The organism is Shewanella inventionis, assembly GCF_014641855.1.
Classification (GTDB): domain Bacteria; phylum Pseudomonadota; class Gammaproteobacteria; order Enterobacterales; family Shewanellaceae; genus Shewanella; species Shewanella inventionis.
On sequence record NZ_BMII01000011.1, the window covers coordinates 87,211 to 102,839 of the forward strand.

General features: G+C 42.7%; 11 protein-coding genes and 6 tRNA genes. 16 read left to right on the forward strand and 1 reads right to left on the reverse strand.

Annotated features, from left to right (window positions below; translation table 11 throughout):
• Positions 1-81: 81 nt before the first annotated feature.
• The 14 genes from csrA to IEW93_RS08075 all read left to right on the forward strand — a co-directional run bounded on the left by csrA (position 82) and on the right by IEW93_RS08075 (position 10,346).
• Positions 82-279 (forward strand): carbon storage regulator CsrA, encoded by a 198-nt coding sequence (csrA, locus tag IEW93_RS08010; protein ID WP_188738756.1) that lies wholly within the window; start codon positions 82-84, stop codon positions 277-279.
• A 246-nt stretch (positions 280-525) separates the two neighbouring features.
• A tRNA-Ser gene (locus IEW93_RS08015) sits at positions 526-617 on the forward strand.
• 22 nt (positions 618-639) lie between these two features.
• Positions 640-716: transfer RNA gene (locus IEW93_RS08020), tRNA-Arg, on the forward strand.
• Positions 717-742: 26 nt separating this feature from the next.
• Positions 743-819 (forward strand) — tRNA-Arg (locus tag IEW93_RS08025).
• A gap of 25 nt (positions 820-844) precedes the next feature.
• Positions 845-921, forward strand: a tRNA-Arg gene (locus tag IEW93_RS08030).
• Between the two features lie 7 nt (positions 922-928).
• Positions 929-1,020, forward strand: a tRNA-Ser gene (locus tag IEW93_RS08035).
• A gap of 67 nt (positions 1,021-1,087) precedes the next feature.
• A tRNA-Arg gene (locus IEW93_RS08040) sits at positions 1,088-1,164 on the forward strand.
• Between the two features lie 967 nt (positions 1,165-2,131).
• On the forward strand, positions 2,132-2,374 hold the full coding sequence (locus tag IEW93_RS08045) for an OadG family protein (RefSeq protein ID WP_188738758.1): 243 nt from the start codon (positions 2,132-2,134) through the stop codon (positions 2,372-2,374).
• Between the two features lie 13 nt (positions 2,375-2,387).
• Entirely contained in the window at positions 2,388-4,214 is a 1,827-nt protein-coding gene (oadA, locus tag IEW93_RS08050; protein WP_188738760.1) for a sodium-extruding oxaloacetate decarboxylase subunit alpha, read from the forward strand.
• Between the two features lie 9 nt (positions 4,215-4,223).
• A complete protein-coding gene (locus IEW93_RS08055; RefSeq protein WP_188738762.1) occupies positions 4,224-5,354 on the forward strand; it encodes a sodium ion-translocating decarboxylase subunit beta in 1,131 nt (376 codons plus the stop codon).
• Between the two features lie 387 nt (positions 5,355-5,741).
• A complete protein-coding gene (locus tag IEW93_RS08060; RefSeq protein WP_188738764.1) occupies positions 5,742-7,130 on the forward strand; it encodes a CmpA/NrtA family ABC transporter substrate-binding protein in 1,389 nt (462 codons plus the stop codon).
• Between the two features lie 18 nt (positions 7,131-7,148).
• Complete coding sequence (locus IEW93_RS08065; protein WP_188738766.1) at positions 7,149-8,132, forward strand: ABC transporter permease; 984 nt, start codon at positions 7,149-7,151, stop codon at positions 8,130-8,132.
• Between the two features lie 10 nt (positions 8,133-8,142).
• Positions 8,143-9,012, forward strand: coding sequence for an ABC transporter ATP-binding protein (locus IEW93_RS08070; RefSeq protein ID WP_188738768.1), 870 nt, complete (start codon positions 8,143-8,145; stop codon positions 9,010-9,012).
• Positions 9,013-9,074: 62 nt separating this feature from the next.
• Positions 9,075-10,346, forward strand: a complete 1,272-nt coding sequence (locus IEW93_RS08075; RefSeq protein ID WP_188738770.1) for an alginate export family protein — start codon at positions 9,075-9,077, stop codon at positions 10,344-10,346.
• A gap of 67 nt (positions 10,347-10,413) precedes the next feature.
• Here the strand turns inward: IEW93_RS08075 and IEW93_RS08080 are convergent, their stop codons facing one another.
• On the reverse strand, positions 10,414-11,670 hold the full coding sequence (locus IEW93_RS08080) for a dicarboxylate/amino acid:cation symporter (protein WP_188738772.1): 1,257 nt from the start codon (positions 11,668-11,670) through the stop codon (positions 10,414-10,416).
• Positions 11,671-11,982: 312 nt separating this feature from the next.
• On the opposite strand from IEW93_RS08080, the gene IEW93_RS08085 reads away from it, so the two are divergent.
• Positions 11,983-12,402, forward strand: coding sequence for a YqaA family protein (locus IEW93_RS08085; protein WP_188738775.1), 420 nt, complete (start codon positions 11,983-11,985; stop codon positions 12,400-12,402).
• A gap of 87 nt (positions 12,403-12,489) precedes the next feature.
• Positions 12,490-15,345 carry a M16 family metallopeptidase gene (locus IEW93_RS08090; protein ID WP_283104365.1) on the forward strand — a complete coding sequence of 952 codons (2,856 nt, stop codon included), beginning with the start codon at positions 12,490-12,492 and terminating at the stop codon, positions 15,343-15,345.
• Positions 15,346-15,629 lie beyond the last annotated feature (284 nt).

Below are 15,629 nucleotides of genomic sequence, written 5' to 3' on the forward strand. Positions count from 1 at the left end.
ATTTTATTAAGCGCAGACCTTATAATAAACGCATATTACGGACAAAGCGTGTTATGCAGATTGAACTAAAGGAGCAATCGAATGCTAATTTTGACTCGTCGTGTAGGCGAAACATTAATGATCGGTGACGAAGTCACTGTTACTGTATTAGGTGTTAAAGGTAATCAGGTGCGTATTGGTGTTAATGCACCTAAAGAAGTCTCTGTGCACCGTGAAGAGATCTACCAACGTATTCAATCTGAGAAGTCAGATTCACCTTCTGAAGGTGGAAACTACTAATTTCGGCTAATTTGTCCGATATTAACTAAGTCAGCTTGTGCTGGCTTTTTTGTTTTTAAGAACCTGTGTTTTTTAACCTATCGTCAAATAGGCTTTTAAAATAATATTCGTAAAAAAGAATACAGTTTTCGGGCCTTTTTGAAGCTATTATCTTCAATGTGATTAAAAACAGTTCAAATGAAGATAGGTTTCCTAAAAAGGGTTTGACTTATTTTCGTCAAACAGTAATATGTGCGCCAAGAAAACGGAGAGGTGGCCGAGTGGCCGAAGGCGCTCCCCTGCTAAGGGAGTATGGGCTTTAACTCCCATCGAGGGTTCGAATCCCTCCTTCTCCGCCATTTCTTACCATAGTTAAACGATGCGGATGTAGCTCAGCTGGATAGAGTACCTGGCTACGAACCAGGCGGTCGGAGGTTCGAATCCTCCCATCCGCACCATTTACTATGATGCAATAACCATGAATGCGCGTGTAGCTCAGCTGGATAGAGTACCTGGCTACGAACCAGGCGGTCGGAGGTTCGAATCCTCCCACGCGCACCATTCATGTATGTAAATCCCAAATTTCGCGCGTGTAGCTCAGCTGGATAGAGTACCTGGCTACGAACCAGGCGGTCGGAGGTTCGAATCCTCCCACGCGCACCATTTTTGCGGAGAGGTGGCCGAGTGGCCGAAGGCGCTCCCCTGCTAAGGGAGTATGGGCTTTAACTCCCATCGAGGGTTCGAATCCCTCCTTCTCCGCCATTCATTGTTTTGTCTATTAGCTATAATAGTAACGATAAAATATTGATTGGCATGTTGTACCGATTTTGCGCGTGTAGCTCAGCTGGATAGAGTACCTGGCTACGAACCAGGCGGTCGGAGGTTCGAATCCTCCCACGCGCACCATAATAGAAACGCCCTGTATAATTACAGGGCGTTTTTTTATGGATAAAATTAAAGTTCGAATTGTTGCACTTGCCTCGACTGAAGCATTGGTATGAGTATTCACAGCAATTAGCGCTTCAAAACTACCGCTTAAACTATCGCTTAAACTATCGCTTCAAACTTTCACTTCAATTTAGCGCTTCCAACTACAGATCCAAATTACCGCTTCAAAACTATCGCTTCAAACTTTCACTTCAATTTAGCACTTCAATTTAGCACTTCAAATTAGCGCTTCAAACTGTCACTTCAAATTAGTGCTTCCCAATCAACAGTTCCAATTAGCGTCAGCTAATACCTACATTACCCTCATTTTATGCTCTATTGCCCTCTGTAATGCCTTTTGGCCTAACTATTCTGTTTACAAATCGATCATGCCATACGAGTGTTTAAATGATACCTGGGACTAAAAAGGGGCAACACAGAGTTTGTGTGGATTTGTATTCACATAAAATGAGTAAATAAACATTTGTTGGCTTGAGTAGAAATTAATGTGCACCATGTTGTTATGTTATTTAATCGTTAATTTTAACGATTTTATTGTGTATCAGTAAAAAAAGGCTTGGATATTGTGGAATCTTTATTTTTATGGTGTTTATTTTGGGTTTTATTAACCTGCACCGATGTTGGGCGTTTATTATGGTAAGACCAATTTACAAAAGGATAGTATTGTAGTCATTTTTTGTTTATATTTTGTGACAAGATTTTGGGTTTGACGTGTTTAAATAAGCCGTTTAACTCAGATAAACCACGGTGTTGAATGACGTTTGATTTGAATATTTATGCTTGCTTAATTAGCTTGCTGTTAATGTTGGGGGCAATGTGTGATTTTTTTGAGAGTTAACTGCGGGATAAATATCCATATCGCATTGATTTAAAACATATTGCTCAAATCTGCTGATTTTAATTGTTTGATAAAAAGTGAGGAAACATGACATCGATATCTGAGCAATTATCGGATGCGCTGGGCATCATGATAATGGGCATGGGCTTAGTGTTTACTTTTTTAAGTATCTTAATCGTAGGTATTGGCATTGTTGCAAAGCTTTTTCCTGCACCGGTAGCAGACATTGCTGCACCGCAAGCACCTTCTCGTACAGCACAAGCGACTAGCTTAGATCCTAAGTTAGTGGCAGCAATCACCTCTGCGATACATCAATACCGCGCTAAATAATTTTGGAGTCATTATGAGTAAGCCATTAGCATTAACCGATGTCGCACTGCGTGACGCCCATCAATCACTACTCGCAACGCGTTTACGTATTGACGATATGTTGCCGATTGCTCCTTTGTTAGACAAAGTTGGATACTGGTCACTTGAGTCTTGGGGCGGAGCGACCTTCGACTCTTGCATTCGTTATCTTGGAGAAGATCCTTGGGATCGCATTCGTGAATTAAAAAAAGCCATGCCAAATACGCCGCAGCAAATGTTATTGCGTGGGCAAAATCTTTTAGGCTACCGTCATTATGCCGATGATGTAGTAACTCGTTTTGTTGAGCGCGCTCATACCAACGGTGTGGATGTGTTCCGTATTTTTGATGCAATGAACGATGTGCGTAACCTTGAAACCGCTGTAAAAGCGGTTAAAAACGTTGGTGGACACGCCCAGGGCACCATTTCATTTACCACAAGCCCAGTGCACACCATAGATACATGGGTGGATATGGCTAAGCGTTTAGAAGACATGGGCGCAGATTCGTTATGTATTAAAGACATGGCTGGCTTGCTTAAGCCTATGCAAGCCTATGAGCTCATTAGCCGCTTAAAGTCGCAAACCGATTTAATGGTCTCAATGCATTGCCATGCTACAACAGGTTTAAGCACGGCAACCTATCAAAAAGCTATTGAGGCAGGAGTCGATGTTTTAGATACCGCGATATCATCAATGAGCCAAACCTATGGTCATAGCGCCACTGAAACGCTTGTTGCTATGGTAGAAGATACCGACAGAGCTACCGGCTATGACATGGTGTTGCTTGAAGAAATTGCCGCTTATTTCCGAGATGTTCGTAAAAAGTACGTCCGTTTTGAAGGTGCATTAAAAGGAATTGATTCACGTATTTTACGTGCTCAAGTGCCGGGCGGCATGTTAACCAACATGGAAAACCAATTAAAAGAGCAGGGCGCAGCAGACAAAATGGATGCCGTGCTTGAAGAGATCCCACGGGTACGTGAAGATCTTGGCTTTTTACCTTTAGTGACACCCACATCACAAATCGTTGGCTCTCAGTCAGTGATTAACGTATTGATGGGTGAGCGCTACAAGTCGATGACTAAAGAGACCGAAGGAGTATTAAAAGGTGAGTATGGCGCAACGCCAGCGCCGGTTAATGCTGAACTGCAAGCACGCGTATTAAAAGGCGAACAGCCTATTACCTGTCGCCCTGCAGATTTAATTGCTCCAGAGCTTGATAAATTGCGCACAGAATTAGCAGAAAAGGCCAAAGAGCAAGGTTTTGCGTTAGCCACTGAATCAGATGACGATGTAATGACCTATGCACTTTTCAATCAAATTGGTTTGCAGTTCTTAAAAAATCGCGGCAATCCAGATGCATTTGAACCTGTGCCGAGTGCGGACGATTTGCAAGTGAAAGCAGACAAAGGGCCACAAACCTATACGGTCAACGTTGAGGGGCAAAGCTTTGTAGTTGAAGTGAGTGAAGGTGGCGACATCAGCCAAATTACTCCAACTGCCGCACCCGTTGCAGCAAGTGCAGCAAGTGCAGCAAGTGCAGCAAGTGCAGCAAGTGCAGCAAGTGCAGCACCAGCGCAAGCAACTCCAGCACCTGTCGGTGAAGTTAAGTGCAGTATGTCAGCGCCTCTCTCAGGTAATATTTTTAAAGTGCTCGTAAATAATGGCCAAGCGGTTAAAACCGGCGAGGTGTTAATTATTTTGGAAGCGATGAAAATGGAAACTGAAATTCGTGCTCCACAAGATGGCGTGATAACCCATCTTGCGGTGAAGCAAGGCGACAGTGTAAATGTCGGTTCTGCATTACTTGCATTAGCATAAGAGGTCAAAATGGAAGGATTAATGGCCTTTTGGTCTGAAACGGGGATCGCAAATTTCTCTGGTGGGCAACTGCTGATGATGGCAGTTGGATGTTTGTTATTGTTTTTAGCTATTGCAAAAGGGTTCGAACCACTATTGTTGTTGCCGATTGGTTTTGGTGCAATTTTAGCTAATATTCCAAATGCAGGTTTTACAGAAGAAGGCGGTTTACTTTATTTTGCCTATCACGTAGGAATTGAGACTGGAGTATTCCCTCTGCTGATATTTATGGGTGTTGGTGCATTAACTGATTTTGGTGCATTAATTGCCAACCCTAAAACCTTGTTATTAGGCGCAGCGGCACAGTTTGGTATTTTTGCCACCTTGTTAGGCGCAATTGCACTTAATGCGGTACCTGGTTTTGCGTTTACCATGCAAGATGCAGCTGCTATTGCCATTATTGGTGGTGCAGACGGCCCAACCGCGATTTTCTTAGCCTCTAAGCTGGCGCCAGAATTGTTAGGTGCTATTGCGGTTGCCGCATATTCTTATATGGCACTGGTACCGCTGATCCAGCCACCGATAATGAAATTGCTGACAACCAAAGCGGAGCGCGCCATCAAAATGGAGCAGCTGCGTGAAGTGAGCAAAAAAGAAAAAATCATATTTCCATTAATGGTATTGGGGATGACCATTCTGTTTTTGCCAGCTGCAACGCCTTTAGTCGGGATGTTTTGCCTGGGTAATTTAATGAAAGAGTCGGGTGTGGTTGATCGTTTGTCTAAAACAGCGCAAAACGAATTAATCAACATTGTGACGATATTTTTAGGGCTCGCAGTGGGCTCTAAATTATCCGCAGATCAGTTTTTACGCATTGAAACCTTCGGTATTTTAGTACTAGGTGCAGTGGCATTTAGTATCGGAACAGCTGCCGGAGTGCTCATGGCAAAGCTGATGTGTAAGCTTTCTGGCGGAAAGGTTAACCCATTAATAGGCGCAGCAGGAGTCTCAGCAGTGCCTATGGCTGCAAGGGTAGTTAACAAAGTCGGTTTAGAGTCTAATGACCAAAACTTTTTATTGATGCATGCGATGGGCCCAAATGTGGCTGGTGTACTCGGCAGTGCCGTTGCTGCTGGGGTATTGCTTGCGGTACTTGGTTAACAACAAGTGTCGATATAACCATAAATTGATATTTAGGTAGTTTTACTGATTAAAAAAGCCAGTGCCAACGCACTGGCTTTTTGTTTTTTGATATACCTCTTTTGGAACATGTTGGTGCGTTATAGTTGTAATGTTGCACTATTATGGTATTACACCCTGTGAGCGAGTTTGTGAATATTTAAATTAAATCAGTGTGTTAAAAGGTTGGCACGAATGATGAATATTAAACAATACACGTTATAAGAGTTATATAGTTGCATTAATTTCATTAAGTTATTGATATGTAACGTGTAAAAACTAATTTTTAGCAAAGGCGCTATCGAGATATTCCTTTATGGATATCCGGGCGCTTTTTTTGTGGCCAATTTTCATCAATGGGGAATTAACATGACTTGGACAACATCGGTAACACAGCATTTACTAAAACCGCTCATCATAGGGATAACAATAGGTACTAGCTTGTGCATAAGTTCTGTTAGTGCAGAAGTGGGCTACCCAGAAAAAGAAGAACTTAAGTTTGGTTTCATTAAATTAACTGACATGGCTCCTATCGCGATTGCTTATGAAAAGGGCTATTTCGAAGAAGAAGGTTTGTACGTCAGCATCGAAGCACAAGCCAACTGGAAAGTCTTGCTTGATGGCGTCATCGATGGCCGTCTTGATGGTGCGCATATGTTAGCGGGTCAGCCGATTGCTGCCACTATAGGGTATGGCACTAAAGCTCATATTATTACTCCATTTTCAATGGACTTGAATGGTAACGCGATTACGGTATCAAATGATGTGTGGGCCAAAATGAAGCCTCATATTGCAAAGCAGCCTGATGGTTTTCCAGTTCACCCGATTAAAGCCGATTCGCTTAAACCTGTCGTAGAAGAATTTAAAGCCGCAGGTAAGCCTTTTAATATGGGGATGGTATTTCCGGTGTCGACTCATAATTACGAGCTTCGTTATTGGCTAGCCGCAGGAGGTATCCACCCAGGATTTTACGCACCGCACAAGGGTGATACGTCAGGGCAAATCGATGCACAGGCGCTCTTGTCGGTTACGCCGCCGCCACAAATGCCATCGACACTAGAAGCGGGAACGATTAATGGCTACTGCGTTGGAGAGCCCTGGAATCAACAGGCGGTGTTTAAAGGTATTGGGGTACCTGTCGTCACTGATTATGAGATCTGGAAAGATAACCCTGAAAAAGTTTTTGGCATTACTGCTGAGTTTGCTGAAAAATACCCAAACACCACAATACGCTTAACACGCGCACTTATTCGAGCTGCAAAATGGTTAGATGACAATAACAATGGTAACCGTCCAGAAGCGGTAAAAATATTATCGCAACCTAATTACGTTGGGGCAGACTATGACGTGATTGCCAACAGCATGACAGGCACCTTTGAATATGAAAAAGGCGATAAGCGTTCAGTACCAGACTTCAACGTATTTTTTAGACATAACGCCACTTATCCTTACTATTCAGATGCCATTTGGTATTTAACTCAAATGCGCCGTTGGGGGCAAATTGAGCAAGATCAGTCAGATGAATGGTACAAAGATATTGCCACAAAGGTATACCGTCCAGATATCTATGCTAAAGCTGCAAAATCTTTGATAGACGATAAATTAATCCCTGCCAGTGCGTTTCCAGACTTTAGTAAAGAAACGGGTTTCAAGGCGCCACAAACTCACTTTATTGACAATTTAACCTATGACGGTACTCAGCCCAATGCTTATATCAATTCATTTACGATTGGTTTAAAGCAAGGCGATAAATTGTAACAACCAAAGGAGTACTAGATGAACAGTCTTACATCGATTGCCCCTAATCGCCTACTTGAACAAGGTCGAAAGGCAGCTGTTATGCTAAAAATATCTGAACTAAGTAAAGTGATCTTATTACCGTTTATTGGCATTGCTATCTTTTTAGTGATGTGGACCGTGACAGCAAACAGTATTGACACCTCACTAGGGAAATTTCCTGGTCCTGTGGCTGTGGTTGAGCAATTTGAAAACTTGTACTCAGAGCATGTCACCGAACGCGAAAAAGCACAGGCATTTTATCAACGCCAAGATGAGCGAAATGCGGCTAGGTTGGCAAAAGATCCCAGCTATGAAGTCAAAATCCGCAACTACACGGGTAAAGAAACCTTTTGGGATCAAATCGTCACTAGCTTAGTGACAGTGATGAGCGGCTTTATATTGGCAGCCGTTATCGCCATCCCTTTAGGTATTTGGATGGGGCTGAGCCGCAGTTTACAAGCGGCAATCAACCCTATTATTCAAATTTTTAAACCGGTATCACCACTTGCCTGGCTGCCTTTGGTCACAATGGTGGTGAGTGCGGTGTATGTGTCGCCAGATCCTATGGTGTCTAAATCGTTTATTAATTCAATGCTAACGGTCACCTTATGTAGTGTGTGGCCGATGATAATTAATACCGCAATAGGGGTGTCGAGCATCGACAATGACTTGATTAATGTGAGTAAAGTGCTGCGATTATCGGCTATCACCCATGTGCAAAAAATTGTGTTACCTGCCTCCATCCCAATGATATTTACCGGGATGCGTTTATCCCTTGGTGTTGCCTGGATGGTATTAATTGCCGCTGAAATGTTAGCCCAAAACCCAGGTTTAGGTAAGTTTGTTTGGGATGAGTTTCAAAACGGCAGTTCTGATTCATTAGCTCGGATTATGGCTGCTGTTGTGGTGATAGGCTTTATCGGCTTTTTACTCGACCGGGGTATTCTCGCATTACAACGCTGGGTGTCGTGGGACCAATAAGGAAAACACTATGAGTTCATTTTTAGAAATTAGCGGCGTTGACATGGTGTTTCCAACGCCTAAAGGATCATTTACAGCCCTAAAGGATGTCAATTTAAAGATTAATAAAGGCGAGTTTGTGTCATTAATTGGCCACTCAGGCTGCGGAAAATCAACGGTATTAAATATTGTTGCAGGTTTATATCAAGCCAGTTCCGGTGGGGTGATTTTAAAAAATGCAGAGGTGAAAGAGCCCGGGCCTGAGCGAGCTGTGGTGTTTCAAAACCATTCGTTACTGCCATGGCTAAGTACCTACCAAAACGTTGAACTGGCAGTGAAAAAGGTATTTTCCGGCAAAATGAGCAAAACGGAAATGAAGCAGTGGATTGAACACAATTTGCAATTGGTTCACATGGATCATGCAATGCACAAACGTCCGGGGGAGATTTCTGGTGGTATGAAGCAAAGAGTCGGTATTGCTAGGGCACTGGCTATGCAACCAGAAGTATTACTCATGGATGAACCCTTTGGCGCGCTAGATGCGCTCACAAGGGCACACATGCAAGACTCTCTGATGGAAATTCAGAGCCAGCTCAATAATACCGTGATTATGATTACTCACGATGTCGATGAAGCCGTGTTGTTGTCTGACAAAATTGTCATGATGACCAATGGACCAGAAGCAACTGTGGGTGAAATCTTATCAGTTAAACTTGAACGTCCCAGAAACCGCTTAGCCTTAGCTCAAGATACCGAATACAACCGATTGCGTTCTGAAGTGCTTAAATTTTTGTATGAGAAGCAACGCAAAGTTCAATCTTTTACAAATAAACAAGCATCTAAAATGCAGGGTATGTCACAACAAACAAGTCATAAAGCCATTAAAGTGATCAGCAGTTAACTTGCTGGTCGTGCGATTACGCTTTAACGCGTGTAAATAACTTAAAAAATAAGGGATGTAAGATGAATAAAAAACTGCTTGCTAGTCAAGTTGTGGGTAAGGTTTGCCTAAATTCAACCATGACTAAAAAAATGGCCTTATCAGCGTTAACTTGTTCATTATTATTTGCGATGAGCAATGCGACAGCCGCAGACACTTCAGTTACCTCAATTGCTGACGCCGTGACTCAAGGTAGTGCTAATGTTGATTTAAATTTACGTTATGAGTCAGTTGACCAAGACAATGCCTTAGAAAATGCAGATGCGCTAACTTTACGCACTCGTTTAACTTTAGCGACAGCGGCTTATAATGGCTTTACAGCGTTAGTTGAATTTGAAGATTCGCGCAGTGTTGCTGGCGTAAATGATTACAATGACACTAACGGTAATAATGCTGATTATTCTGTGATTGCCGATCCAGAAACAACTGAGCTAGATCAGGCTTTTTTACAATATAAATATGATGGCTTTACAGCTAAAGCTGGACGCCAAGTGATTGCAATTGATAATCAACGTTTTATTGGCCCTGTGGGTTGGCGCCAAGACCGTCAAACATTTGATGCTGTCACCATGCAATATGCAGCAGATGCCTTAACCTTAGATTATGGTTATTTATACAAACGCAATCGTATCTTTGCCGAAGTAAAAGATATCGATGCAAAAGATCACATCATTAATGCATCGTACAATTTGGCGTTGGGTAAATTGAGTGCATACGGATATTTGCTCGAAGAAGATACCAATGTCGACAATGGGATTGATACTTACGGTGTTCGTTTTGCAGGTGCAAAAGACATCGACAATATTAAATTGCTGTATACCGCAGAATACGCCACTCAAGATGCCGACACCACAACTACATCATATTCTGCAGACTATTTGTTAGGTGAGCTTGGGGTGGTATTTAGCGGCTTAACAGTAAAACTGGGTTATGAAGTGCTAGGGTCTGATGATGGCGCTTATGGATTTGCAACACCACTTGCTACGTTACATGCGTTTAATGGTTGGTCAGATCAATTTTTAGCTACACCAGCACAAGGTCTGGTTGATACTTATGTGTCAGTTGGCGGCAGTGTTGTAGGCGGTAGCTGGGCATTAATGTACCATGATTTTACAGCTGATGAATCAAGCGCAACAGTGGACGATTTAGGTGATGAGATTGATGCAGTATTCACACTGCCAATCGATAAAAACTATACAGTAGGCGTCAAGTACGCGGTTTATTCTGCTGGCGATGCTGGTGCGGGTAAAGTGGATGCCGACAAAGTATGGCTTTGGGCAAACGCTAAGTTTTAACCTGTAATATTACAAAAAAAGCGAGCATCAATTGATGCTCGCTTTTATTTAAGTGTTACAAGTACTTTTAAGAGCCAGCCTGAGTTTGCGCTGTGTTTACGTCATCTGCGTAAAATTGCTCTACATCCAACTGGCCTTCACTTTTACCAATCACTACAGCTGTCATCATGTCGCCGGTAACGTTAGTGGCGGTGCGGATCATATCAATAATACGGTCAATGGCTGCAATAAAGGCAATGCCTTCAAGGGGTAAACCAATAACGCCTAATGTGACAGTTAACATCACCATTGCACTGCCTGGCACGCCAGCCGTACCCACAGAAGCAACCGTTGCTGTCACAGCAATCAGCATGTAATCGGTCATGTCTAAAGGAATACCATAAATTTGCGCAATAAATATTGCTGCAATAGCAGGGTAGATACCGCCACAACCGTCCATGTTCATGGTCGCGCCTAATGGCAATACAAATGCACTGTAACGTTTAGACACCCCCATGGATTCTGAGCAGCGAGTGCTGGCGGGTAAAGTGCCAAAACTAGATGCAGTACTGAATGCTACCACCTGAGCTGGCAAGGCTTTACGGAAAAACTGTAAAGGACTTAACCCCGCGGCAAATTTCACAAGGCCGCCGTAGACAAAAATAATGTGGATTAGCGCAGCGATATAAATTGCCATAATAAACTTACCTAATGGCAACAGCGTGCTTAAGCCATACTCGCCAACAACCCAGGCCATTAAACCAAAAACACCAATAGGGGTTAACTTAAGTACCATACGCGTTAACTGAAACATCACCTCGGCGCCAGCTTCAAAGGTATTTTTTAATGCCAGCGCTTTTTCGCCCACAGCATTAATTGCAATACCGACTAATGCTGCAAACACAATAATTTGCAGTACATTTCCATTAGCCAACGATGCAAATGGATTCACCGGGATCATGTTTAGTAGCACTTGAGCAAAGCCGGGAATGTCGCGCTCACGCACTTCACTTGTGGCTAACGACAGGTTGCCACCCATATCAATCAGGCTACCAATTGCGAGGCCAATAAACGAAGCAATTGTGCCAGTAAGCATAAACATGGCCAGAGTTTTAAAGCTTAAGCGTTTTAAATTACCTTGTGTTCCAAGCGAGGTAATGCTGACCACAATGGCGCAAAATACCAGTGGGGCAACCAGCATTTTTATGGCGCTAATAAACAAATCACCAAGCGGTTTTAATATGATGGCGGACTCACCTAAGCCTATGCCGGTGAGTGTTCCTAAAACAAAACCAGCAACGACTTTCTGCCAAAACGGAATACGGTTGAGCGTTTGCAGTATCATGTCAATTCCAAGTGTAAACCCACGCTGTAATACCAAGTGGATGGCATGTTAATGGGCTAAATAGCGGCGTGTGGCGTTACAAAACGTCCAGTTATTCCGCATAAGGTTAATAAATATTAATCGCATTGTATGAACTGAACTGATAGCAGACAACGTCATTTTGTTATAACTTATAAGAATAAGTATTTCTGTTATTATAACTTTAAATTTTTTACTGTTTTTTAACCAAAACCCATAACAAAAGCGGTTTTTGCAGGTCGAAGCTATGACCACCTTTCCCATAACCTCTTTTTTGAGACGATAAAATAAGTCATGACAAGTTTGTGGATGATGTTCTCGGGTGCTTTTTTAGCGGCCACTTTATTACCCGGCGGATCAGAAGTTTTGCTGGTGGCGTTTCTCAATGATGCGCCCTCAACGTGGTGGCAATTGTTATTAATGGCTACGCTAGGTAATACTTTAGGTGCAATGACCAGTTATGGTTTAGGGCGTGCAGGGCGGTTAGCTAAAAATCCGCAAGACATCCAGAGCAAATCTCACCAAACAGCCTTAAAGTGGATTGAACGTTATGGAATGTGGGCGCTGTTATTATCTTGGCTACCGCTAATTGGAGATGTGTTATGTCTGCTTGCAGGCTGGTTAAAGTGGCCTCTGGTGGCTTCAACATTACTGATATTTGTTGGAAAAATATTACGTTACAGTGTGATTGTTTTCATCTTTATGTCGGTGTGACAATATAAAATGAATCTCGGTTTACTCAGCTAATGCATAACAAGTTCATTGGGCATTAGTCGTTTTGTTAAAAGGAAGGACTCGATTTTGAAATTACATTTACAAAAATGGTTGTTGGCCAGTGCCATTAGTGCTGCATTGGCAGGCTGTGCCCACGAAGTACAACAAGTCTTGGCATTACCTCAAGGTGTGAGTTTAGTCGAAACTGTCTCTCAAACAGAAAATCAAGTCAGTATCCCTTATAAAAAATATCAACTTGCAAATGGCCTAACGGTGATTTTACATCAAGATAAATCAGATCCATTAGTGCATGTTGATGTGACTTACCACGTTGGCTCAGCCCGTGAACTAGCTGGGCGCAGTGGTTTTGCCCATTTATTTGAACACATGATGTTTCAGGGCTCACAACATGTGGAAGATGAACAACACTTTAAAGTCGTCACAGAATCTGGCGGTACGCTTAACGGCACCACAAATACAGATCGCACTAACTACTTTGAAACAGTTCCTAGTAACCAACTTGAAAAAATGCTCTGGTTAGAGTCTGATCGCATGGGGTTTTTACTGCCGGCATTAACCGACAAAAAATTTGAAGTGCAACGTGAAACGGTGAAAAACGAACGTGCACAGCGTATTGATAACCGCCCATATGGCCGTTTAAATGAACGTTTTAATCAAGCGCTGTATCCTGCTGGACACCCTTACTCGTGGCCAGTGATTGGTTGGCCAGAAGATTTAGACCGTGCCACCGCAAATGATGTTAAACATTTCTTTCAGCGCTGGTACGGACCTAACAATGCCACCTTGACCATTGGTGGTGATTTTGACGAAGCGCAAACCTTAGCCTGGATTAATCAATACTTTGGTGAAATTCCGCGCGGCCCAGAGGTTAAAGCAGATGAAAAAACGCCAGTCACCTTAGATAGCACCCGTTATATTTCAATGGAAGACAAAGTCCATTTGCCGTTACTTTATATCGGTTTTCCAACGGTATATGCGCAACACCAAGATGAAGCCCCGCTCGACTTGCTGGCCAATATTTTAGGGGGTGGCAAAACATCACTTATTTATAAAAATTTGGTTAAAGAAGGTTTTGCAGTACAAGCCGGAGTCAGTCACCCATGTCAGGAGCTTGCATGTCAGTTGTCGTTATATGCTGTTGCCAACCCAGGCAAAGGCGGTAACCTCGCTGACATTGAAACTAAAGTTAACCAGACCATCGCTGAGTTTGAGCAACGTGGCGTAACCGATGACGACTTACAAAAAGTGAAGGTGCAGTTTGAAGCAGACACCATTTTTGGCATGCAAAGTGTGCAAGGCAAGGTGTCGACATTAGCAGCCAACCAAACATTTTATGGTAAACCAGACATGGTGGCCTCGGATTTAGCGCGATATGCCAACGTCACCAAAGCCGATGTTATGCGGGTATTTAATACCTACATAAAAAACAAACCTATGGTGGTGATGAGTGTGGTACCTGAAGGGCAAACACAGTTAGTTGCCCATGCAGATAATTTTAAGCCTAAAACCTTACCAATAGCGCAAGATGCCGTTACCGGTTTAACGACCACCAAGGCTGCTAAGTCATCTTTTGATCGCAGTATAATGCCAACAGCTTCAGCAGCACCTTTATTAACTGTGCCGCAACTTTGGCAAGCCAAGCTCGAGAACGGCATCAGCGTGATGGGCACAGAAAGCAACGAAACGCCAACCGTTGAGCTGTTAATTTATCTTGATGGTGGCAGTCGTTTAGCTTCAATTGATAAAGCTGGTGTTGCCAATTTAACGGCATCTATGCTTAACGAATCAAGCAGTAAACGCAGTAGTGAGGAGCTTGCTGGTGCATTAGACATGCTAGGCTCAACCATTAGTTTTGACGCGAGTAGTTCTCAAAGTTACATCAAGGTGTCTAGTTTAACTGAAAACCTCGATGCCACATTAGCACTGGTTGAGGAGCGCTTATTTAGCCCTGGTTTTTTACAGGCAGATTTTGATCGCGTAAAACAACAAGCTATACAAGGCCTACAGCATCAATTATCAGACCCTAACTATATTGCCAGTAGCGGATTTAATGAATTACTTTACGGGCGTCAAAGCCCAATGGGAGTAAGCAGTAGTGGTACGGTCGCATCACTATCGGCAATCACCTTAGATGATGTAAAGCAGTTTTATCAGCAGCAATATCGGGCAGGTAATGCGCAAATGGTGGTAGTGTCGGATTTAAATCAACAACAAATACTGCCTAAACTCTCGGTGTTTTCACAATGGCAAGGCGATGCTATTGCCGTTGCTAAGTTGCCTAAAGCACCAATACATCCTAAAAACACCGTTTATTTGATTGATAAACCCGGTGCAGCACAATCTGTTATCACCATAGGGAAACCCTCGTTAACTTATGATGCAACGGGCGATTACTTTAAAGCATACCTAATGAACTACCCATTAGGCGGTGCATTTAATAGCCGTATCAACTTAAATCTTAGAGAGGATAAAGGCTATACTTACGGAGCAAGAACCATGTTTAATGGCTCTGAAGACGCTGGCGAGTTTATGGCTTATGCAAGTGTTCGTAGTGATGTAACCGCAGAGGCTTTAGTTGAATTTGTTAAAGAGTTAACCGCATACCAAAAGCAAGGCATGACAGAAGATGAGCTAGATTTTATGCGTAACTCAATCGCTCAAAGCCAGGCACTTGAGTATGAAACGCCGTATCAAAAAGCCGGCTTTTTGCGGATGATCCAACGTTATCAGCTTGATCAAAATTTCACCTCAACACAAGACGAAATCGTTAACACCGTTTCAATAGGTGAACTCAATCAATTGGCAAATAAGTTATTGCATATTGACGATATGATTATGCTGGTTGTGGGAGATAAAGTGAGTGTTGAGCCGGGTTTACGTGCACTGGGTTATCAAGTTGAAACAGTAACACTTGCCGAGTAGTTGAACACTTGATACGCTTTGGTTAATTCTGGTACTTGAAATAACTCAGTGTTAACCTCATATTGTAAAAATGAGCCAGCTTACTAAGTTAGCTGGCTTTTTTAATGTAATCGACCAAACTGTATCGGTACCAAATTCACCTTAAATGAGTAAGTTAGTATTAGTTTGTTTAGGCACAAGCAATTTTAATGACTTAGATCTTATGAACGGTAACCGTAACGTGTTGCCGTTTTTATTTAACGATGTTTAGCTGACGTAGTGATACATTTTTTGCGAAATTAGTA